Source organism: Myxococcaceae bacterium (assembly GCA_016000045.1).
In the GTDB taxonomy this organism is placed as follows: domain Bacteria; phylum Myxococcota; class UBA727; order UBA727; family JABDBI01; genus AER2-1.
In genome coordinates this window covers 62,872-84,427 of the sequence record JAECQY010000008.1, presented here as the reverse complement: position 1 = coordinate 84,427, position 21,556 = coordinate 62,872, and the positions used below count along the sequence as shown (strand labels likewise).

Annotated in this window: 21 protein-coding genes, 3 tRNA genes and 1 other RNA gene; 22 read left to right on the top strand and 3 right to left on the bottom strand. The window is 46.5% G+C overall.

All coding sequences use genetic code 11. The features are described 5' to 3' along the window. Positions 1 to 360 precede the first annotated feature (360 nt). The 5 genes from tnpA (at position 361) to groL (ending at position 4,864) form a co-directional block, all read left to right on the top strand. On the top strand, positions 361 to 780 hold the full coding sequence (tnpA, locus tag I8H75_05550; protein MBH2006781.1) for an IS200/IS605 family transposase: 420 nt from the start codon (positions 361 to 363) through the stop codon (positions 778 to 780). A gap of 284 nt (positions 781 to 1,064) precedes the next feature. Continuing rightward, on the top strand, positions 1,065 to 1,760 hold the full coding sequence (locus I8H75_05545) for a DUF2608 domain-containing protein (GenBank protein ID MBH2006780.1): 696 nt from the start codon (positions 1,065 to 1,067) through the stop codon (positions 1,758 to 1,760). A gap of 20 nt (positions 1,761 to 1,780) precedes the next feature. Beyond that, a complete protein-coding gene (locus I8H75_05540) occupies positions 1,781 to 2,848 on the top strand; it encodes an AI-2E family transporter (protein ID MBH2006779.1) in 1,068 nt (355 codons plus the stop codon). Between the two features lie 58 nt (positions 2,849 to 2,906). After that, positions 2,907 to 3,200 (top strand): co-chaperone GroES, encoded by a 294-nt coding sequence (gene groES, locus I8H75_05535; GenBank protein ID MBH2006778.1) that lies wholly within the window; start codon positions 2,907 to 2,909, stop codon positions 3,198 to 3,200. A gap of 14 nt (positions 3,201 to 3,214) precedes the next feature. Next, positions 3,215 to 4,864 carry a chaperonin GroEL gene (groL, locus tag I8H75_05530; protein ID MBH2006777.1) on the top strand — a complete coding sequence of 550 codons (1,650 nt, stop codon included), beginning with the start codon at positions 3,215 to 3,217 and terminating at the stop codon, positions 4,862 to 4,864. A 56-nt stretch (positions 4,865 to 4,920) separates the two neighbouring features. On the opposite strand, the gene glmM is transcribed toward groL, so the two are convergent. Then, a complete protein-coding gene (gene glmM / locus I8H75_05525) occupies positions 4,921 to 6,282 on the bottom strand; it encodes a phosphoglucosamine mutase (GenBank protein MBH2006776.1) in 1,362 nt (453 codons plus the stop codon). Positions 6,283 to 6,430: 148 nt separating this feature from the next. Here glmM and I8H75_05520 point away from each other — a divergent pair, with 148 nt between their 5' ends. The 14 genes from I8H75_05520 (at position 6,431) to I8H75_05455 (ending at position 19,725) form a co-directional block, all read left to right on the top strand. Then, complete coding sequence (locus I8H75_05520) at positions 6,431 to 6,760, top strand: MGMT family protein (protein ID MBH2006775.1); 330 nt, start codon at positions 6,431 to 6,433, stop codon at positions 6,758 to 6,760. 62 nt (positions 6,761 to 6,822) lie between these two features. Then, on the top strand, positions 6,823 to 8,367 hold the full coding sequence (gene lysS / locus I8H75_05515) for a lysine--tRNA ligase (GenBank protein MBH2006774.1): 1,545 nt from the start codon (positions 6,823 to 6,825) through the stop codon (positions 8,365 to 8,367). Continuing rightward, on the top strand, positions 8,364 to 9,647 hold the full coding sequence (locus I8H75_05510) for an ABC transporter permease (protein MBH2006773.1): 1,284 nt from the start codon (positions 8,364 to 8,366) through the stop codon (positions 9,645 to 9,647). The genes lysS and I8H75_05510 overlap by 4 nt, the downstream gene beginning before the upstream one ends. Beyond that, positions 9,644 to 10,291 carry an ABC transporter ATP-binding protein gene (locus I8H75_05505; protein MBH2006772.1) on the top strand — a complete coding sequence of 216 codons (648 nt, stop codon included), beginning with the start codon at positions 9,644 to 9,646 and terminating at the stop codon, positions 10,289 to 10,291. The genes I8H75_05510 and I8H75_05505 overlap by 4 nt, the downstream gene beginning before the upstream one ends. Positions 10,292 to 10,330: 39 nt before the next feature. Beyond that, the gene (locus tag I8H75_05500; GenBank protein ID MBH2006771.1) at positions 10,331 to 10,792 is read left to right on the top strand and encodes a hypothetical protein; all 462 of its coding nucleotides are present in this window, start codon (positions 10,331 to 10,333) and stop codon (positions 10,790 to 10,792) included. Positions 10,793 to 10,880: 88 nt separating this feature from the next. After that, entirely contained in the window at positions 10,881 to 11,810 is a 930-nt protein-coding gene (locus I8H75_05495; protein MBH2006770.1) for a DUF1566 domain-containing protein, read from the top strand. A 581-nt stretch (positions 11,811 to 12,391) separates the two neighbouring features. Next, positions 12,392 to 13,417 (top strand): PQQ-like beta-propeller repeat protein, encoded by a 1,026-nt coding sequence (locus I8H75_05490; protein ID MBH2006769.1) that lies wholly within the window; start codon positions 12,392 to 12,394, stop codon positions 13,415 to 13,417. 11 nt (positions 13,418 to 13,428) lie between these two features. Beyond that, entirely contained in the window at positions 13,429 to 14,085 is a 657-nt protein-coding gene (locus tag I8H75_05485) for a DUF1566 domain-containing protein (GenBank protein ID MBH2006768.1), read from the top strand. A 54-nt stretch (positions 14,086 to 14,139) separates the two neighbouring features. Continuing rightward, positions 14,140 to 14,415 (top strand): DUF1566 domain-containing protein, encoded by a 276-nt coding sequence (locus I8H75_05480; protein ID MBH2006767.1) that lies wholly within the window; start codon positions 14,140 to 14,142, stop codon positions 14,413 to 14,415. 87 nt (positions 14,416 to 14,502) lie between these two features. Continuing rightward, the gene (locus tag I8H75_05475) at positions 14,503 to 15,573 is read left to right on the top strand and encodes a DUF1566 domain-containing protein (protein MBH2006766.1); all 1,071 of its coding nucleotides are present in this window, start codon (positions 14,503 to 14,505) and stop codon (positions 15,571 to 15,573) included. Positions 15,574 to 15,575: 2 nt separating this feature from the next. After that, entirely contained in the window at positions 15,576 to 15,782 is a 207-nt protein-coding gene (locus I8H75_05470) for a hypothetical protein (protein ID MBH2006765.1), read from the top strand. 760 nt (positions 15,783 to 16,542) lie between these two features. Further along, positions 16,543 to 17,574 carry a PQQ-binding-like beta-propeller repeat protein gene (locus tag I8H75_05465; protein MBH2006764.1) on the top strand — a complete coding sequence of 344 codons (1,032 nt, stop codon included), beginning with the start codon at positions 16,543 to 16,545 and terminating at the stop codon, positions 17,572 to 17,574. A gap of 106 nt (positions 17,575 to 17,680) precedes the next feature. Next, positions 17,681 to 18,601, top strand: coding sequence for a DUF1566 domain-containing protein (locus I8H75_05460; protein MBH2006763.1), 921 nt, complete (start codon positions 17,681 to 17,683; stop codon positions 18,599 to 18,601). 95 nt (positions 18,602 to 18,696) lie between these two features. Next, positions 18,697 to 19,725, top strand: a complete 1,029-nt coding sequence (locus I8H75_05455) for a DUF1566 domain-containing protein (protein ID MBH2006762.1) — start codon at positions 18,697 to 18,699, stop codon at positions 19,723 to 19,725. 45 nt (positions 19,726 to 19,770) lie between these two features. Here the strand turns inward: I8H75_05455 and I8H75_05450 are convergent, their stop codons facing one another. Both I8H75_05450 and I8H75_05445 read right to left on the bottom strand, forming a co-directional pair. Beyond that, positions 19,771 to 21,090 (bottom strand): amidase, encoded by a 1,320-nt coding sequence (locus I8H75_05450; GenBank protein MBH2006761.1) that lies wholly within the window; start codon positions 21,088 to 21,090, stop codon positions 19,771 to 19,773. Positions 21,091 to 21,108: 18 nt separating this feature from the next. Beyond that, positions 21,109 to 21,184: transfer RNA gene (locus I8H75_05445), tRNA-Phe, on the bottom strand. Between the two features lie 93 nt (positions 21,185 to 21,277). Between I8H75_05445 and I8H75_05440 the strand changes: the two genes are divergently transcribed. The 3 genes from I8H75_05440 (at position 21,278) to ffs (ending at position 21,556) form a co-directional block, all read left to right on the top strand. Further along, positions 21,278 to 21,367 (top strand) — tRNA-Ser (locus I8H75_05440). A gap of 5 nt (positions 21,368 to 21,372) precedes the next feature. Continuing rightward, positions 21,373 to 21,463 (top strand) — tRNA-Ser (locus I8H75_05435). Next, an RNA gene (gene ffs, locus I8H75_05430) (signal recognition particle sRNA small type) lies at positions 21,460 to 21,556 on the top strand. Before I8H75_05435 ends, ffs begins: the two co-directional genes overlap by 4 nt.

The following is a 21,556-nucleotide window of genomic DNA, read 5'->3' as shown; positions in this document are numbered from 1 at the left end:
GCATGGATTGTATGTTTGTGGATGTGGGTGTTCGGTGGTTCGCATGGATTGTATGCCTGTGGATGTGAGTGTTCGATGGTTCACGTCGGATCGTATGGCCGTTCAATTTTATTTCATCCCACCCCATTTTACCCAGCCCAGCGTCTGTTGCTTTCAGCAACCTCCTCTGGCTGGGCTGTGGCACCTAAACCCCTCACGGGGAAGAAAAGGTCGATTCGATGGCATGCGGCAACTGCATCGAGATATTGATTAAACGGGATCGATTACGGCTCAAACGTCATGGAGGAACACCAAAACCTTTGCAGCTCCGATAACTCTACTCGGGAGTATGGGATGGGACAATCACACGCTTGCATCTTGGTGCATTTTGTTTTTTCAACCAAAAATAGGCACGGTTTTATTGTGGAATTGATTAGAAATGATTTGTACGCCTATCTTGCAGCGATCGCTCATGGAGAGGGGGCGAATGTCTATGAAATCGGAGGCATTGAAGATCATGTTCATATTCTTTTAGGCCTGCCCAGAACCATGGCCGCCGCGACGATGGCAGAAAAGTTGAAGTCAAATTCCTCCAAATGGTTCAAGACCAAGCGGGCGGATTTTGCGACCTTTGCCTGGCAGCAAGGTTATGGTGTGTTTTCCGTTAGCCAATCTCAACTGACAGTGGTTCGTCAATATATTCAAAAACAAAAAGAGCACCATCGTAACATAAAGCCTAAGGATGAGCTGAGAGTGCTTCTAGCAAAACATCGTATTTCTTTTGATGAAAAAGATCTTTAGCTCCAAAAATCTTCACCTTCGCAAGCTATCACAGATGATAAGGCCCCGTGAGGGGTTTAGGTGCCACAGCCCAGCCAGAGGAGGTTGCTGAAAGCAACAGACGCTGGGCTGGGTAAAATGGGGTGGGCTTGGCTGTGGCACCTAAACCCCTCACGGGGAAGAAAAGGATCGATGCGTTTGGTGCTAAGCGGGACATGGGTTAAGATATCGATTCATCCGTTCTTTTTTCAGCCCGCAGGATGCTCTTTACAAATTTAAATTGACATGATAGCTGCCAGCTCCACATGAGCGCACTTCTTTTTTTGCTGCTGTTCGCGGGTTCTTGCGCCACTCTTCAGGTGAAAAAACCGGTTTCTGAACCTGAGATCCATGAAATTAGCAGCATCAAAGAACTTGAAAACTGGATTGTTCCAGATACTCTCGTGCTTTTTGATTTGGATAACACCCTTTTTGAATCAACCGATATGGTTGGGCATGCGAACTGGTTCAACGACATGCTCAAAAAATACCCGGATCGGCAAGATGAAATCCTGAAACGCAGCTGGGGAGCGATTGATCGCACGGATGTTAGGCTGATTGAAGAGATTGCGCCGAAAGTCATTGCAAACCTCCAGAAGCGTGGCGTTTCGGTGATGGCCCTCACATCGCGGAATTTGATACTGCTGGATGCAACGCTTCGGCAGGTGAAGTCGGTCGGGATTGATTTTTCAAAAACCAGTCATTTCGAAGATTCGGCCTACTATCATGAAGGGATTTTGTTTGCGCACAACAATTATCCCAAAGGCCAAGCGCTCTTGAATTATCTAAAAGACATCTCTTTTAAGCCCAAGAGAATTATTTTGGTGGATGACCTCAAGAAAAATCTAGAAGATGTCTGTTCCGTCACAGGAGCCATCGGTCTTTATTATCCCATCGTTGATCATAAAAGGCATTTAGAGTGGGATGAAAAAGAAGCGGAACGCCGTTGGCTGTCTCCTTGAAATCGTGTTAGGGCTCTGGGATGCCTAATTCACGACTCACGCTGGCGGTCTTTCTCGTCTTGCTTTTGTCTACCTTGTATCTGTTGGTCGATCTTTTTTGGATTTTTATCACGCCCATTGTTTTGGGCCTGGTTTTGGTCTCGATTTTTTACCCTCTTTACGAGTCGGTTCTCTTGGTGTGTCGCGGCAGAAAGTACATCGCTGCGAGTTTTGTGCTGCTCTTGATTATCTTGGGCGTTTCGTTGCCGTTTAGCTTCTTTGTGAGTCAGCTTTCGCAGCAGGCGTTTGAATTTTACCAAAGCAAAAATGTTAACAATCTTTTGGGAAGCTCATTGTCAGACTTTTCCAGCCAGCATCCTTTAATCGCCCAGATTCGGCTTTTAGCCAGCCAGATCGGCATTGATTTACCCGCAGAAAAAATCGTTGAAAGTGTGAGTCAACTCATGAGTTCCTTTGGGGGGATGCTGTACGACCGTTTGAGCGAGTTGGCGAGCAATGCTCTTTTAATCGCCTTTAACCTGGTGATTACGATGCTCATTGTATTCACGTTCTTGGTGAGCGGAACCGAACTTAAAAAGTACATCATGGAGCTTTCCCCTTTGCCCGAAGAAGAGAAGGAGTACCTGGTTCGGCAGTTTTCCGAGATTTGCAAAGCTGTTTTTGTGGGCAATGGGCTGGTTGGGCTTTTAGAGGGCATCTTGGGAGGGCTGGGTTTTCATTGGTTCCATCTAGGGCCAGGTATTTTCTGGGGGGTGGTTTTGGGACTATCGGCTTTCTTGCCGGTGATCGGTTCCTGGATTGTCATTTTGCCTGCAACACTCATTTTGATGAGCAAAGGCCAGAATGACCAGGCCTGGTTGTATTTTCTCTATAACCTGACTTACTTAGGGTTGTGTGAGCTGGTTTTAAAGCCTCGCCTGATCGGAGGAAAAAGCCGCGTGCATATCGTCTTGGTGCTTCTATCGGTCTTAGGGGGCGTGCACTTGTTTGGGGTCTTGGGGCTTTTTTATGGTCCTTTGGTCGTCACCATGTTTTTGACCTTGATTGAAATCTACAAAGAACATTATCGAGATCATTTGGCCCCTTGACCGAATGACGGAAGTGCTTATCCTCCTTGCCACATAGTTAGATAAAGGAGAGTTTTGCATGTCGACACAGTTAAAGCCTCTGCATGACCGCGTTTTGGTTAAGCGAGTTGAGAGCGAAGAAAAAACCCGAGGTGGATTGTACATCCCAGACAGCGCGAAGGAAAAGCCTCTTGAAGGCCAAGTCGTAGCGGTTGGTTCTGGCAAGGTTATGAACGATGGAACACTCCGTCCTTTGACCGTCCAAGCTGGAGATCGTGTTCTTTTCTCGAAGTATTCCGAAACTGAAATCAAGCTGAATGGCGAGTCATTTCTGCTTTTGAAAGAAGATGATCTGCTGGGAATTATTCAGTAAAAAAAGGAGTCAAGATGTCCGCAAAAGAAATTATTTTTGATACAAACGCTCGTGAAAAATTGTTGCGAGGGGTAAATACCCTGGCCAATACCGTGAAGGTCACTCTGGGTCCTAAAGGCCGCAATGTGGTCATTGAAAAGAGCTGGGGAGCTCCTACCATCAGCAAAGATGGTGTGACGGTTGCGAAAGAAGTTGAGTTGGCTGATAAGTTTGAGAACATGGGTGCTCAGATGGTGAAAGAAGTGGCCTCTCGCACTTCGGACAATGCAGGCGATGGTACCACGACGGCCACGGTATTGGCTCAAGCAATCTACGCAGAAGGCTCGAAGTACGTAGCGGCGGGTCATAATCCAATGGAAATCAAACGCGGGTTGGATAAAGCCACTCGGGTCCTGGTTGAAGAGCTGAAGAGGCAATCCAAACCGACGAAAGATCATCGGGAAATTGCGCAAGTCGGAACGATTTCAGCGAACGGCGACCATACCATTGGCGAAATCATTGCTCAAGCGATGGAAAAGGTTGGTAAAGAAGGCGTGATTACGGTGGAAGAAGCCAAAAGCCTCGAAACGACTTTGGAAGTCGTTGAAGGGATGCAATTCGACCGCGGTTATTTGTCTCCTTATTTTGTGACCAATGCCGAGCGCATGCAAGTTCAGTTGGACGATCCTTACATCTTGGTTTACGAAAAGAAGATTTCGAACCTCAAAGACATGCTTCCTGTGCTGGAGCAAGTAGCTAAGAGTGGCCGTCCGATGTTGATTATCGCGGAAGAAGTGGAAGGCGAAGCCTTGGCAACCTTGGTTGTGAATAAACTTCGTGGAACTCTGAATATCTGCGCAGTCAAAGCTCCAGGATTCGGGGATCGTCGCAAAGCGATGTTGGAAGACATTGCCACCTTGACAGGGGCTCGCTTCGTTTCGGAAGACATGGGAGTGAAACTAGAAAGCGTTGGGTTGGCCGATCTGGGCCGTGCCAAGCGCGTGACGGTTGATAAAGACAACACCACTGTGATTGACGGCAGTGGCCAAACGGATGCCATTCAAGCTCGTATCAAGCAAATTCGAGGTCAAATCGAAGAAACAACTTCCGATTACGATCGTGAAAAACTTCAAGAGCGCCTGGCCAAACTGGCCGGTGGTGTTGCGGTTGTTCGAGTTGGTGCAGCCACTGAAATCGAAATGAAGGAAAAGAAGGCTCGCGTGGAAGATGCTTTGCATGCAACCCGTGCAGCGGTTGAAGAAGGCATTGTTCCGGGAGGCGGGGTTGCTTTGATTCGTGCGCTGAAGGCTTTGGATGGTTTGGAAGTTCTTCCCAACGAAAAATTTGGTGTTGAACTTTTGAAGCGTGCTTGCGAAGAGCCTCTTCGTATGATCGCGACCAATGCGGGTCATGAAGGCTCCATTGTGGTCAATAAAGTGAAGGAAGGAACCGGTACTTTTGGCTTTAATGCAGCCAATGAGGAGTACGGCGATATGATTGCTTGGGGCATTATGGACCCGACCAAAGTAACCCGTACTGCGCTCCAAAATGCGGTATCTGTGTCTTCGCTTCTGTTAACCACCGAAGCCATGATTGCGGATAAGTCCGACGATAAAAAAGAAACTGCTGCTCCAGGCGCCGGAATGGGCGGCATGGGTGGTGGCATGGGCGGTATGGGCTTCTAAGCCTCGCTCAAGTTTCCGTTAAGCTTGATAGCAGCACTTTGGGTGCTGCTATTTTTTTAATTCAGCTGTTCTTCGATTTCTTGAATCACGGAGTCTGCCACGGCCTGTGCCATGGCTTCGATGCTGCTCAAATCGGGTCCCTCAACGAGGACGCGTAATTTCTTTTCAGTCCCGCTGTAACGTACCAAAATGCGCCCTCTAGCGCCCAACTCGTGCGTGATTTTTGCAATCAGTGCAGACGACTTAGGAAGCTCGGAAAGCGGTGGCTTTGCAGGAACGAGCCGATTCTGAATCGAGCGAGGCATGAGCTTCAAAAGAGTTTTTAGTTCGGAAAGCGTTTGCTTTTTTTCTTGAAGAAGATTGAGTGCCAATAAAGCTCCAGCAAGCCCATCTCCAGTCGTTCCATGGCCTAAGAAGATGAGATGACCGGATTCTTCTCCGCCAAATGCATAGCCTTTTTGACGCATGCGCTCGACGACATAACGGTCTCCCACGGCTGTTCTCTCAACAGAAATCCCATGCTGATGAAGGGATTGCTCAAGCCCAAAATTACTCATTTCGGTACAGACCACCGTGTTGTGAGTCAGGCGGCCTTCTGTTTGAAGATATAGAGCAACCAAAGCGAGCAAGGTATCGCCCGGGATCACTTGGCCGGTTTCATCAATGAGAACGACGCGATCGGCATCTCCATCGAGCACGATGCCTAAATTTGCTCCCGTATCTTGCACGATTTTACGAGCGAATTGAGGGTGAAGTGCACCAATTTCATGATTGATGTTGGTTCCGTTTGGAGAAGCGCCCAAAATAATTAATTCTGCGCCCAGCTCGTGTAACAGCCTAGGAGCAACTTTGTAAGCAGCTCCATTGGCGCAATCCAAAACAATTTTGAGGCCTTTGAGATGAAAATCCGGATTGGCCAAAGAAAGAAGATAATCCATGTACTGAATCGCTGCATCGTTGATGCGCTTGACCTTGCCAATTTGGCTTGTGGTCTCAAAACTGGGATGAAAGATGAGTTGTTCGAGTTCCAGTTCTTTGGAATCCGGAAGTTTGAAGCCATCGGGTCCAAAAATCTTAACGCCGTTGTCTTCGTAAGGGTTGTGGCTCGCCGAGATCATCAGCCCGACGTCTGCTTGCAAGGCAGTCGTGAGGTGTGCAATGGCAGGTGTGGGGAGAGGGCCAAGCAGCCGGACGTCTGCTCCCATGGAACATAGACCTGCGGAGAGAGCTTGTTCCAAAGCGTAACCGGACAACCGGGTGTCCTTGCCAATGACCACGAGGCCGCGCTTGTTTTTGGGGTTTTGCTTGACCCAAAAGCCGAGTGCTTTGCCGAGAGCCAACATGACCTCGACGGTAATGGGATAAAAATTAGCTTGGCCACGGATTCCGTCGGTACCGAACAGTATGCGCTTTGTCATCACAAAGCTTATAGCAACAGAAAGCTCGAAACCTCAAGCCCACGCATGCAGATCGTGAAGCCTTCTTGAGGGCTGAGGTCTATGCAGTTGGACTTGGGCTCGTTTCGGTGTATGGAAAATGAGGTTCATCACGGAGTTTTTAGGTCTCATGAATACTCAAACCGAATTCTCAAAAAACGCCATCTCGTTGATCCATTCGATCCCAGAGGGCAAAGTGGCGACCTATGCCCTGATTGCGAGGCTAGCCGGTAATCCAAGAGCGCCACGGATGGTTGGCTGGCTTTTGCACACCTGCACCCAAAAGCATCAATTACCTTGGCAACGCGTGATCAAATCCGATGGGACCTTGCCTTTTGCGGAATTCAGCGAAAACGGCATTCGGCACAAACAGCTACTCAAAATGGAAGGTGTTGTCGTGCTGAACCATCGTGTCGACTTAAAGAAATACCTTTGGCATTTCCGTGAGAACGTATCATAAACGTTGATGCTTCGCAGGGAGGTATTGCTTCCACGGCACTGACGGTTTACGCGAGTGGTCTTATGACCGAGCAGCGTATCCGTGAAGAGCGTTTGGAAAAGGCGATCCATTTCCGAGCCATTGGCCAAAACCCCTACGATAATACATTTAAACCCTCGGATTGTTTAGAGGCATTTGCCAAGCAATACGAATCGTTTAGTCGCGAAGAGTTGGCTGAGGCTGGCCGGCGGCATCAACTGTCGGGCCGCATTATGGCCATTCGTTCGCTGGGGAAAGCCTCTTTTTACCGGATTCAAGATAGCTCCGGTCACATGCAGCTTTTTTTTCAGAAAGAATCCTTAGGAGAAGCCTACGAACAGTTGCGTTGGCTTGACATGGGGGACTTCATCGGTGTGGAAGGTTTTGCGATGCGGACCAAAACGGGTGAACTTTCGCTGCAGGTCACTCGTTTTCAGATTCTGACCAAGTCGCTGAGGCCGCTGCCTGAAAAGTGGCATGGGCTCAGCAACGTTGAACAACGATACCGTCAGCGTTACTTGGATTTGATCGTGAACGAACACACGCGTCAGATATTCCAGACACGCTCCAAAGTGATTCGAAAAATACAGTCTTTTCTCGATGCTCAAGGCTTTATGGAAGTGGAGACTCCGATCTTATCCGATGTTGCGGGCGGAGCTGCTGCCAGGCCTTTCATGACGCATCACAATGCGTTGAACGAAGATTTGAGTTTGCGAATTGCAACGGAGCTGCACCTGAAGCGTTTGCTGGTGGGCGGTTTTGAACGAGTTTATGAAATCGGGCGGCTGTTTCGAAACGAAGGGGTGAGTACGACGCACAATCCCGAGTTCACGACCATCGAATTCTACCAGGCTTATGCGACATACCAAGATTTCATGGACTTGACCGAAAAACTCTTTCGAGAGTTGGCCCTCTTGGTCAGCGAAGAGGCTAAAATCTTCTGGGGCGAGCATGAAATCGATTTTAAGAAGCCTTTCCGGCGTGTGAGCATTGCTCGTTTGGTCGGCGAACATATTGGGCTTTCGGAACAAAAAGTTCAAGAGTTGGAACAAACGAAAGACGTTTCCTGGGCCCTTCAGATTGCGGAAGGACGCTGCGTGACTCCGAACGCTCCTCAGAAAATCCTCGAAGAACACGGGATGATTGGGGAGGATCCGGTTCAGAATCGGAATTTGGCCTTGCATTTGCTCTACGCTGTCTTTGAACATGAAATTGAAAAAACGTTGATACAGCCGACATTTTTGCTGGATTTCCCCGTAGCGGTTAGCCCACTCGCGCGTCGAAGAGATAGTGACGCAGCGGTGGTAGACCGATTTGAGCTCTTTATTGGGGGGATGGAGTTGGCCAATTCGTTTTCGGAATTGAATGATCCGGTGGACCAACGAGAGCGTTTTGAGGCTCAATTGCGGCAACGTCATGCTGGCAACGATGAAGCGCATGACATGGACGAAGATTTCTTGACGGCGCTTGAAATAGGCATGCCGCCGGCTGCCGGGCAGGGAATCGGGATTGATCGCCTGGTGATGCTCTTAACCAACAGCGCTTCCATTCGAGAAGTGGTGCTCTTTCCCAAGATGCGTGCTCGATGAACGAGGCTTCGGCTTTTCAGATTGTGATGGGAGTTGCTTGGGGGGGCGGAATCGGTCTGATTTTGGTGGTCATCGGCGCGTTTTTCTATCTGTTTTGGGGGGAAGGGCGCTGGAATCCCAGTTTTTCCAGTGAAGCTTTTGTGGCGAGACGCTTTATGATGGCTAAGCGAAATCATCAAGCCATTTCCATGATTGGGTTTATCTCTATTTTGGCCGTTATGTCCGCCTGTGCAGGCATTATCTTGGTCATGAGTGTGATGAACGGGTTTTCCACTGATTTTCGCGATAAGATTCTCGGTGCAAATCCTCATGTGATGCTCATGAAATACGGCCATGATTTTTCGGACTATCCCCTGGTTTTGGAGAAGACAAAGCGTTTAAAGGGAGTCGAGTCCGCACAACCTTTTGTCTTAGGAGAGGGCATGTTGTCTTCTCAATACAACATGACGGGTTGCGTGTTGAAGGGCATTGCGGATGAAAGTATTGCTTCCCACGGAATTGTCATTGGCGAAGAAATGGCCAAAACCCTGCGCGTTTTTGAAGGGGATGCGATTCGTTTGGTGAGTCCGATGGGCGAATTAGGCCCCATGGGGCTGATGCCCAAAACGCGAACCTTTAAGGTGGTTCGCCTTTTTAAAACGGGCATGTACGAGTACGATTCGAAATTTGCCTATATTGCTTTAGCCAGTGCTCAAAGCCTTTTTGGGCTTGGAATGGGGGTTTCTGGAGTCGAGTATCGCATCGATCACCCGGATGAAGCGGCTTGGGTGGGGGAAGAGATCGAAAAAGCCGCTGGAGCGTACCCGTTCTACGTGCGGGACTGGATGGAGATGAACCGATCTTTATTTTCTGCTCTCAAACTCGAAAAAGTAGCCATGTTTATTATTTTAATGACTCTTTTGGCGATGGCGAGTCTTTTGATCTTGGTGACGCTCATTTTGGTTGTCTTAGAAAAAGGCAAAGAAATCGCTATTTTGAAGAGCATGGGCGCAACCCATGTTTCGGTAATGAAAATTTTTGTGATTTATGGTGTATCGATCGGGGCTGTTGGGACTCTACTGGGGACTTTGATCGGGATTGGAGGCTGCTGGCTTTTGCAAAAACTAGGCATTGGTCTCGATGCCGAGATTTACTACATTAGCCAAATACCCGTTCGAATGAACCCAGCAGAAGTCAGCTGGGTTGTATTCGGGTCTTTGGTGCTAAGCTTTTTGGCGACCATTCCTCCTTCTCTCATGGCAGCTCGCTTAAAGCCGGTGGAAGGACTTCGATACGAATGAATTTAGAACTCGAACAGCTGTCCAAATCTTACTTTTTGCGAGAACGCAAGATTGTGGTTTTGAAAGACTTTAGCGCTTCTGTTGCCTCTGGCGAGCGTGTGAGCATCGTGGGAGCTTCGGGAGCGGGTAAGAGCACGCTGCTGCATTTGATTGGGACCTTGGATGCACCTTGCTCTGGAGAGATTCGATACGATGGGCAGAGCTTAAGCCAAAGCACGGATGCGGAATGGGCACGATTTCGCAATCAAAAAATTGGATTTGTTTTTCAATTTCACCATCTTTTGCCGGAGTTCACGGCGCTTGAAAACGTGGGCATGCCCTTGCTGTTTCAACGGGCACCGGATCGCGTTTCTCGATCGAAGCAATGGCTTGAACGTGTGGGTCTTGGGAATCGATGGGATCACAAACCCGGCGAGCTCTCAGGAGGCGAGCAGCAACGAGTTGCATTAGCCAGGGCTCTGGTGGCCGAGCCGCAACTGCTTTTATTGGATGAGCCAACCGGTAATTTGGATGAAACAACAGGAGCTGGGATCGTTCGCTTAATCGAAGAGCTCAATCAAGAACTTGGATTGACTGTGCTCATGGTGACGCACAATCCGCGTTTGGTATGGGATAAAGTTTGGAAGCTCAACGATCTTACGTGAATGCTTGTTTTTGAAGCAAAAAGTCTTTAGAAGAGCCGAATGAACTCGCTTCAGATTATCTCGAAAATTTCAGAACCCACTTTTACAGCGATGATTACTGCTTGCTCACGAAAAGTTCGCGATACGCTTTATGCGCGTATGGGTATTAAAGCGGCTGGAAACAGCGTCCTGCTCCAACTGGGTAAGAAGCAAGAAGACCAAGCACGTAGGCTTCATGAGCGCTTCAAAAAAAGCTCTTCAGAAGCTGAAATCCAAGTCTGCCAGGAAATTATTCGAAATTGGCTCTACACTCAAAGACCCATGCTCCAAGCGACTTTGGACTACCTCCAAGTTCCCAATGAACAAGGCTTGGTAGAGACGGAACCGGATTTTTTTAAGAACCTTTCGAAAGAAGAAGCGCGCGAGCTCTATGATCATGTGGCTTCGCAATTTAACCCGGAATACGTTTGGATCTACTTAAGCTTTGTGGAAGTACCGAGCTTGGCTGAGTTTCATTCTTAAAGCTTTGAATCTCACTCAGAATAGGATACCTGAGAAATGAAAATGTTTTGCTAGGCTGATGTGTTCGTTGCAACAGTTGAGGTATCCTATGGGCAAGGTTTTTAAATTTAAAGTTTTTTTAGTCAACGTTTTATATTTTTCATCATCCTTTGGGCTGCTTGCTCAGCCTTGGAACTATTCTGCTTATGAAGATGGGACGCATCAATCGGGCCGCTACGCCGTTGAGGGAGAGTCTCAAAACTCTTTCATCGTGCAGGATCATTTTACGGGTTTGAGCTGGGAGCAAAGCAATACCGCTGGAAACGTATTTTGGAGTTCAACTGCTGCACGTGGCTCGGCGCAGTCTTATTGTTCAAGGTTGCGAAAAGGAAACTATTCGGACTGGAGAGTTCCAAGCGTCACAGAACTTCAATCGTTGATGGATTACACTCGGATTAATGCTCCGATGACGAATCAAGAAATTTTTTCCGATCAGGCAAATCCGTTGTACTGGGCCTCCGCTGCTCGTGCCAATTTGTCTCGTGTTGCGTGGGTTTTTGACTTTAAATCAGGGTCCTCGATCTATGTTTTATTGAAGCACCCAGACGTTAGCGTTCATTGTGTCCGGGGTGAGTCCATGCAACCATCAGAACGTTATGTCGATGAGCAGAATGGTCTGATTACAGAAACAACGAAGCAAATAAAAGATCGAGTGACTGGCCTTGTTTGGGAAAGGACCCCCAAGAGAGTTTGCAATTGGGAGATGGCCAAGCAGTATTGTCATAACTTGGCACTAGGGGAATATCAGTGGCATTTGCCGTCGATTAAAGCCCTCACAACGCTGGTGGATTACAGTCGCATCAGACCCAGTATAAACAGCGATGTATTTCTAAAGACCCGGCTTGATTCCTATTTGTCTTCAACGATTTTTAAGAATACTAGGCTCGTTTGGACGGCTAGTTTTATGAGTGGTGATCTTGATACTGAGACGAAAATGGAAAATCTACCGGTTCGATGCGTAAGAACTGGAGATGAGTAAGCTAATTTTACCCCAAGCACTCTGCAAGTTTCTATAAATTAAAATGGTCTCTTGCCTATTCAGCCAGCGTTAAGATGCGTACGATCGCAGGAAGCAAATAACTGTTCCGTTTAATAGTCTCGTTTTCTTAGGTGATGCAGTGCTTCGAGCTTTCTTAAATCTTTTTTAGAATGCTATTGATGCAGATGTCAGAATCATCAAAAATGACATTAACGTCGAAAAAAAAGTTGCTGTAACAATGCAAAAGCAGGAGTAGAGATGGTGAAATTGTTTTGAGTTTTCGCAGTGGAGATCGTGTTCGACTTGTCGTGGAGTGGTTCTTTTTGTTGTGTTTTCCGTACTTTTTTCCTTCTCTTCATGCTGAAAGCTCTTCTAGATTCGGATGCCATACTAGAGAAGTGTGCGCTACGTGTATTGTGAATTTAGATTGTCCAGGAGGTTGTAATGATAAATTGCCTATTGCGTCAATGTGGTTTCATCTCCGAATTTTCTTCACAGTTTTACGATATTTGTAGTTTCGATGCCTTTTTGTGCCGTCTAGGTTTTTCCGCTTCAGATGTTCTATTTTGAGGATGTATTTTATGATCAAAAATCACTTTTATTTTGTTTTTTTACTGTCTTTTTTGAGTCCTCTGCTTGCTGTCGCTCGTTCAGGGACTGTGCAGTGGAAACATACGTTTTCTGATCCTGCAGAGTTGGGATGGGCCGTTGCCGTGAGCGACCAAGTGTATGTGGGTTCGCTTTCGGGTGCTTTGTATGCGATTCAAGCGCAGAGCGGATTACCGGCTTGGGGATTTAATGCAACTGATTCATTGATATTCCCAGCCACTATTAGCGAGGGAAGTATTTATTTTACTTCGAGAGATGGTCATTTGTATGCCTTAGATAGTTCGACAGGGAATAAATTATGGTCTTTTGAGGTTGAGGCTTGGGCGTCAAGTCCGGTTGTTAATGGAAGCGTGGTTTATGTGGGTTCTCTCGATTTTTCTTTATACGCTGTCAATGCGAGTACAGGTCTGAAATTATGGTCATTTCCAACTCAAAGAGCATTGTTTTCTTCTCCTGCCATTTATAAAAATATTGTTTATATAACTTCGATGGATCAAACATTATACGCGATTGATGCCGGATCGCATGAAAGCTTATGGTCTGTAAATTTAGAAGGATTTGGATCTTCTCCAGTCGTTGCTCGAGATAGTGTTTATGTTGGTTTACAAGAGGGTGAGGTGTTCGCATTTAATGCAACAAATGGGAAATTACTCTGGGAATTTAGCGCGGATGTTTCGTTTCAGATACCGGTCTTGGAAAAGGACCGTGTGTTGGTTTTTGGCAGCAATGACACATTGTTTGCTCTTGATGATCTGTCAGGAGAGGAGAAGTGGCAATTGAATACCAGTAGTTATTTTTTGCTAGCTCCAAGCGTGTTTAATTCGACTCTGTATTTGCCTGTTCCAAGTGCGTTGGTTGCCTTCGATCTAGAAACAAAAGAAGAGCTTTGGACTTGTCGGCTTCAAGGCACGGTTTCCACTGCACCAGTCATTAGAGACGGTCTAATCTATGTGGTTTACGACTTTACATTGTACGCAATTAAATCGGATAGTTTATGAGCACTTTAACTATGAAAATATCTTTTTTTATTTTTATCTTTCAGACATCTTTTTTCTTGTCGGGCTATGCTTTCGATGACTCAACAAATCAGCCTCAACGATATCTGGCTGACAAGGACGATGCGGTTCGAGATTTGTTCACGGGTCTCATCTGGGAAAAAACCATCTCATCCGACAAACTAGTTTGGAGCCGCGATGCTGAGATGGGTTCAGCACAGGCTTATTGTGTAAGTTTGAGCAAAGCAGACCTTGATTGGCGTGTCCCGAATGTGATGGAACTGCAGTCTTTAGTCGATTACTCGGAAAAAAATGGTCGCCGCATTCATCCAATCTTCTCGTCAGATGCAAAGAGTCAAGTTTATTGGACTTCAGTAAGTTTCAAGGGTTATTCGGAAGTACTCGGTTTACGGATGGATGAAGGGGTTCTGGAAAGTCTTTCTGCGGATTCGAAACAACGTGTTCGTTGCGTGAGTGGATTCCGGAACGCCATGTCTTTCGAGTACACGAATAATACTCCTGATGATCTTGAGGCGGGAAATATTTCTGTAGGCATTGGCCCTCATGACGAAATTGCTAAAGCTACGATTTGCTTTTGCGATAGTATTACCGGTTTGCGTTGGGCTCCAAAATCGTTTCAATGTTTAAGTCGCTCTAAAGCGGCAGCTTGATGTAATCATAGAAAACATTTTTTAGAAGATTCTTCGCCGAAAGAGCTCGTAGAAATGGCGGAAAAGGTTGGCCCTAGATCGTGGCGTCTTCCAAGTATCAAAGAAGTAGTGACATTGGTAGATTATAAATCCGGCAAGTTTAGAATCCATGAGGCAGCTCTGCCATCGTTGGAGTCTAAAGAGTTGTACTATTGGACCTCCACGCCGCACGAGGAGCGCCCGAATTCGTTTGCGGTGATTTCTCTCAAAGATGGTTCGTTGAGCTTCGTGAAGTCCGATTTTGAAGATCGATCGAAATGTATGTTGACTCGTTGTATCGATCGTAAGTAGCCTGCATGCGTAGTTTTAAGATGATTCAGTTCCTATGCGCTTATAGGCTTGTCGGCGCTGCATTCAGTGAGAAGAGATGAGGTTTTTATGAAAAAAATGAAATGTTGCTTTGTAATCGCTGCTTGTTTGAGTTCTGTCTTTTTGAATGTGTCCGACGCTTTAGCAGGTTACTCTCAGGCTGTGCGAGACCTCTGGCCTCGGGAGGCCTATCGAGATCAAACAAATCAAGCTAACCGATATAGAACGTTTAACTATTGGCCCGGTACAGTATTCGATACACTGACTCGATTGACTTGGGAGCAGACTCCGTCTGAAGAAACCTTTACCTGGAAGGAAGACAAGACATTAGGATCTGCCCAAGCTTATTGCGCAGCTTTAAGCAAAGCAGGCCTTGATTGGCGTGTGCCGAACGTGATGGAACTGCAATCTTTAATCGATTATTCGAAGAAAGATAGCCACCGCATTCATCCAATTTTCTCTCCAGATCCAGAGGGTCAAGTTTATTGGACTTCAGTAAGTTTCAACGGTTCTTCGGAAGTACTTGGTTTGCGGATGGATGAAGGGGTTCTGGAGAGCCTACCTATTGACTCAGATCGCCGGGTTCGTTGCGTGAGTGGTTTCGTTAATGCTATGTCTCTCGAGTATACGAATAATCCTCCTGGTGATATTGTCGCAGGAAATATTTCTAGGAAGATTGCGAGCGAGAGAAGAATTGTTTTGGTTACGATTTGTTTTTGCGATGGTATTACTGGATTGTGCTGGGCTCCGAAATCGTTTCCGTGTTTAAGTCATTCTGAAGCGGTAGCCTCATGTGATCGTAGAACACTTTTAGAAAATTCTTCTCCGAAAGAGTTGGCGGATGCTGTGAAACTTATAGGCATTACATCCTGGCGTCTCCCGAGCATCAAAGAAGTAGTCACACTGGTAGATTATAAATCCGGCAAGTTTAGAATCCATGAGGCGGCTCAACCGTTGTTGGAGCCTAAAGAATTGTATTATTGGACTTCCACACCCCATGAGATGGACTCGGATTCGTTTGCCGTGATTTCTCTTAAAGATGGTTCGCTGAGTTATGTGAGATCTGATTTTGAAGATTCATCGAAATGTATTTTAGCTCGCTGTGTCGATCATAATATAGATCGTAAGATAGAGGATTGACCATGTTTCGTTTTTTTACATTGAGAATGTGTTTGTTTTTAGTAACGCTTGACCAATCCTTTGCTTTGTCTGCGTTTGAAAATCAGATTCCGCCTTATGGCTGGGTTCGTCTAGAAAGAGCAGTCTCAGCAGCGATTCCCGCCAAAATAAATTATGGCATTTGGACGAGCTGTAATGAATGGGATTCTAAATTGCTTTCGCAAACTTGACAGGGCGATCGCAAAGTCGAATTTAGCACAGACTTAGCAGGGAATTGACATAAGGCATCAATGATGATCGACAATGATAGTCTGGTATTATAGGTATCCGGCTCATTATTGGAGGCACTTATGGAACCCGCTGAGCCTATTGAAAATCTTGTCATCTGCTTATCCATTTTGAAGGTTCCTCGCGATTCTAGAGGGTTTCGACATGTGTTTGCGATGTGCTCTAGCGATGATTTGTGGAGCAGATGGCTTAGAAGATATGGAAGAGTTTGATCTGGCGCATGAACATTAGCTAAAGCACTCTTCAGAACTTGCTCATGAGTTTTGGCCTCAGAGGTAAAAGCGTTTCATAGGGTCAATGCCTAGCTTTTAGACGCAGGTTTGCTCCTGGGTCAGCAAAAGACGGATGAAAAGTCCAGGTAGGATTGAAACAAGACCTGCCTGACAAGCTCTGACATCGGTTGATTCGGTCTTCGAGCTATAGGATGTTAGACCGACTTTGTGGTTGCCCTGATCAGATCACAACATTAGGAACACGCTATATTGGCGCAGACGTCGGAGTCATAAAAAATGATATTAACGTCGACAAAAAAATTGTTGTAACAATGCAAAAGCAGGAGTAGAGATGGTGAAATTGTTTTGGATTTTCGCAATGGAGATCCCGTTCGACTTGTCGTAGAGTAGCCCTTTTTGTTATATTTCCTGTGTTTTTTGTGCGGCCTGGGGTTTTGCACTTCAACTACTATATTTTAAGATTTATTTTATGATCAAGAATCAACTTTATTTTGTTTTTTTACTGTCTTTCTTGAGCCCGTTTTCTACTGTCGCTCAATCTGGGACTGTCCAATGGAGATATACATTCTCTGATCTTGCAGAGTTGAGCTGGATTATCGCAGCGAACAATCAGCTGGTATATGTAGGTTCCGGTTCGGGTGCTTTGTATGCAGTTGAAGCGCAAAGTGGGTTACCAGTTTGGGAGTTTAATTCAACTGGTTTATTGCCTTCGTTGGTATCTGCAGCTGCTGTTAGCGAAGGAATTATCTATTTTACCTCGAAAGATGGTTATTTATATGCTTTAGATAGTTTGACAGGGGATAAACTGTGGTCTTCTGAGCTGAATGCTTGGCTGTCAAGTCCGGTTGTTGATGGAGGCATGATTTATGTGGGTTCTATGGATGGTTCTCTATACGCCGTCAATGCAAGCACGGGCTTGAAATCATGGTCATTTCCGACTCCAAGACCCTTGTTTAGTTCTCCTGCTGTTGATCAAAATGTCATTTATGTGACTTCAATGGATCAACGATTGTATGCGGTCGATGCCGTATCGCGGCAAGGCTTATGGTCTGTAGATTTGCAAGGGACTGGAGGTTCTCCAATCGTTGCTCATGGCGCTGTTTACGTTGCTTTGGCAGAGGAGGTGTTGGCATTTAATGCAGCAAATGGGACATTACACTGGGGCTTTAGTTCAGGTGTCTCGTTTGGGAGACCAACTCTGGAAAACGACCGTGTATTCATTTTTGGCAGCAATCGTACACTGTTTGCGCTCGACGATCTATCGGGAGAGGAAGAATGGCAATTAAGTACGAATACTGATACCGATTTTTTACTGCCTCCAACCGTGCTTAACTCGACCCTTTATCTGCCTATTTCAGGTGCTCTGCTTGCGTTCAATGTAGAAACAAGAGAAAAGCTTTGGACCTGTCAGCTCCAAGGCACAGACGGGGTAGCATCAGCCATTGGAGACGATCTGATCTATGTCATTTACGATTACACACTATACGCAATTAAACTGTAGAATTTACGACTAATTTGATTGTTAATTTAAGAGAAATTGATTGCTCGAATTGGCGGTTCCATTTCAAGATGGGGTGATTGAGCCGGTTTTCGAATGAGGTATTTCGATGGGCAATGTTTTTAAATTAAGAGTTTTTTCAATCAGCGCTCTGTGTTATTTGTTCTCTTTTGGGCTGCTTGCTCAGCCTTGGAACTATTCTGCCTACGAAGATGGGACGCATCAATCGGGCCGCTATGTCGTTGATGGAGAGTCTCAAAACTCTTTTATCGTCCACGATCGCTTTACGGGTTTAAGTTGGGAACAGAGCAACAGCACTGGAAATGTATCTTGGAGCTCAACCGCTGCACGTGGCTCGGCGCAGTCTTATTGTTCAAGGTTGCGTAAAGGGAACTATGCGGACTGGAGAATTCCAAGCGTCACAGAACTTCAATCGTTGATGGATTACACTCGGATTAATACTCCGATGATGAATCAAGAAATTTTTTCCGCTCAGGAAAATCAGTTCTACTGGACCTCTATGGCTCGTGCCAATTTGTCTGATGTTGCGTGGGTTTTTGACTTTAAATTAGGTGCCTTGATCGATGTTCTATTGGAGGACCCAGGCATCGGCGTTCGTTGTGTGCGGGGTAAACGCATGCAAGTATCAGAACGCTATGTTGATGAGCAGAATGGCTCGATTACAAAAGCAACAAAACAGATAAAAGATCGAGTTACAGGATTGATTTGGCAGAGAAATGCGTTTTATGTTCGAAGTTTAAGAGAAGCACATCAATACTGTAACAACTTATTCTTAGAAGACAAGGATTGGAGACTTCCTTCTATCAAGATGCTTGCTACTTTGGTAGATTATTCTAGATCTCGGCCTAGTATCCAAGAGAATGTTTTTCCAAAAACTCTGAATGATTATTTTTGGTCATCTTCAACTCCAGGTATTAGGAGAATTTTTTGGCATATTTTATTTTCATCGGGCAGTATTGATACGACGCGTGAACAAAGTTTTTCGATTAGATGTGTAAGAAAGGAATAATTTGCCATTTGTTGTCTTTTGTGGTGCTCGCCCCCAGATCTCCGAAACTAAACGGTTATGTGGAGCGGTTCAATGGACCTGACGGAGATGTTTTTATGAAAAAAATGAAATGTTGCTTTGTAATCGCTGCTTGTTTGAGTTCTGTCTTTTTGAATGTGTCCGACGCTTCAGCAGGTTACTCTCAGGTTGTGCGAGACTTCTGGCCTCGGGAGGCCTATCGAGATGAGACGAATCAGACAGATCGATATAGAGCGCGTGGATATTGGCCCGGTACGGTATTCGATTCGCTGACTCGGTTGATTTGGGAGCAGACTCCCTCTGAAGAAACCTTTACCTGGAAGGAAGACAAGATATTAGGATCTGCCCAGGCTTATTGCGCAGCTTTGAGCAAAGCAGACCTTGATTGGCGTGTCCCGAATGTGATGGAATTGCAGTCTTTAGTCGATTATTCGAAAAAAGAGGGTCGCCGTATTCATCCAATTTTCTCTTCAGATCTAGAAGAGCAAGTTTACTGGACTTCGGTAAGGTTCAATGGCTCTTTTGAAGTACTTGGCTTGCGGATGGATGCTGGGCTTTTAGAGGGTCTCTCTATCGATTCGAAACAACGAGTCCGTTGTGTGAGTGGGTTCCGTAATGCCATGTCCCTGGAATATACGAATGATAATCCTGGTGATATTATCGAATCTCGTCGCAGATTTCCTGAAATTATGACTCGTCTGTGTGATAGTGTCACCAGTTTATCTTGGGCTCCGAAGTCGTTTTCTTGTTTAGCTCACTCTCAGGCCGTCGCTTTATGTGATCGTACAAAGCGTTTTTTGGAAGATTATATCTCGGAAGAATTTTTAGAAGCTACTAAAGAGATAGGCATTGGGTCCTGGCGTTTGCCGAGCATTAAAGAAGTGGTGACGTTAGTAAATTACAAATCAGGAAAGTTTAGAATTCATGAGGCTATTCAGCCGTCGTTGGAGTCTAAGGAATTATACTATTGGACTTCCACACCCCATGAGGGACGTCCGGGTCTATTTGCGGTGATTTCTCTGAAAGACGGTTCGTTGAGTTATGTGGAGTCGGATTCTGAAGATCCATCGAAATGCATTTTAGCTCGTTGTGTCGATCGTCAGTAGATCGCAAGGTCGAGGATTGGCCTCCTAGCCCGCTGGCTACCCTGATCAAGAGATAGGGCATTTGGTTGCAGAGAGCGGAATTTGTCTGGCCAGTTCGATCAAGGAAGTATCTTTCCCTAGAGGGGCCATGAGCTGAACACCGATGGGCATTCCTGAGCTGTCTTCTCGTACGGGTAGAGAAACAGCAGGGTAGCCCAGCACGTTTGCGATTGCGGTATAGGCCCCTAAAGGAATCATGGCCTGTTCTTGTTCTTGGAGGCTTAATTTCTCCGTCGATATCCGAGGAGTTTGGCAAGCGACGCTCGGCGATAGGTGAAAGTCAATTTGAGAGTCCCAGGAACGTTGAATCATTTCCAAGGCTTTTTGTAGATGGAACTGGGATTGTTTGTGAGTGAACGTGCGGCCTTTTTTCCTGAAATGGGCGGTTAATCCTTCTAAAGCCGATTCCTTCAAAACAGGAATATTGGCGAGCGTTCGTGTCCAGATGGGCGTAAAGTCTTCGTAGGATAAATCAGGCCATGAGCCTTCTATCACATCGTGACCCATTTTCTCGAGCAAAGAGGCGGTTTCGAGCGTGACCTTCACAAGCTCGGGATCTGTTGATGCAACAGGAGTGCGCGTGTAGAATTGAATTCGGTATCGCTTGGGGGGCAAAGAAGCGGGAAGCTCAAAATGCTGAGGATCTTTCGCCAGTATCTTTAAGAAAGCGATGATATCGTCCCAGCTGTGTGCGATGGATCCTTCGTTGACCATCTTGAGATGATCCGCAAAAACAATGTGATGAAGTGAGCCTCGAGAAGCTTTAAAGCCAATAAGACCACAGAGAGCAGCAGGGATGCGAATCGAGCCTCCGCCGTCGGAGGCATGTCCGAATGGGATCAAGCCAGAAGCGACAGCGCAAGCAGCACCTCCGCTGGACCCGCCTGCCGTACGCGTCAAATCCCAAGGATTTTTAGCGGGTGCAAACGGGGTGGCTCCGAACTCCGAGGTGCCTGTTTTTCCCAAAAAAATGAGTCCAGCTCGACGCATGCGGCGAACATTGGGGTCGTCGAAAGGAGGAACAAAGTAATGAAAGGCTCTTGACCCCATGCGCGCAGGCATCCAGCGAACCAGGTTCAAATCTTTGACCGCAGTTGGGACCCCAGAAAGCTCTGAAATCGGTGCTCGGCGGTGTTGATGCGCCCGATCCCAAGCATGGGCTGCTTTTTGCGCTTGTTTGGAAGCGATGTAAGCGAAAGCTTGAAGCGTTGGATTCAGAGATTCGATGCGTTCCAAATAGGCCCGGGTGAGCTCAAGAGAAGAAATCTCTCGTTTGCTGAGAAGCTGGGCCTGGGCAACACCAGACAGTCTGAGGATCTCGTTCATCGTCATGGAGTTTGCTTCTGGTGCCCAGGGGCGGAATCGAACCACCGACACGAGGATTTTCAGTCCTCTGCTCTACCGACTGAGCTACCTAGGCGTTGGACTCCCTTTTGCACAGAATTCTTTCGTCGGTCAAGGGTTGTTTTTTTTTCAATCTCAGGTACATTGCGCGAGCAGCGTGTTTAAAACTGGACAGCTGGCCGAGTGGCTGAAGGCACCTGATTCGAAATCAGACAGACCTGCAAGGGTCTCGGGGGTTCAAATCCCTCGCTGTCCGCCAGTTTTGGAGAGGTGGCCGAGTGGTTGAAGGCGCACGATTGGAAATCGTGTTTAGCGTGATCCGTTAACGAGGGTTCGAATCCCTCTCTCTCCGCCAGGCCGCTTCGCAAAGTTTGTCAGTGAAAACCCCGCCAGGTTCGGAAGAAAGCAACGGTATCGCTGAGGTGCTTGTGCGAAGCGGCTTTTTTAT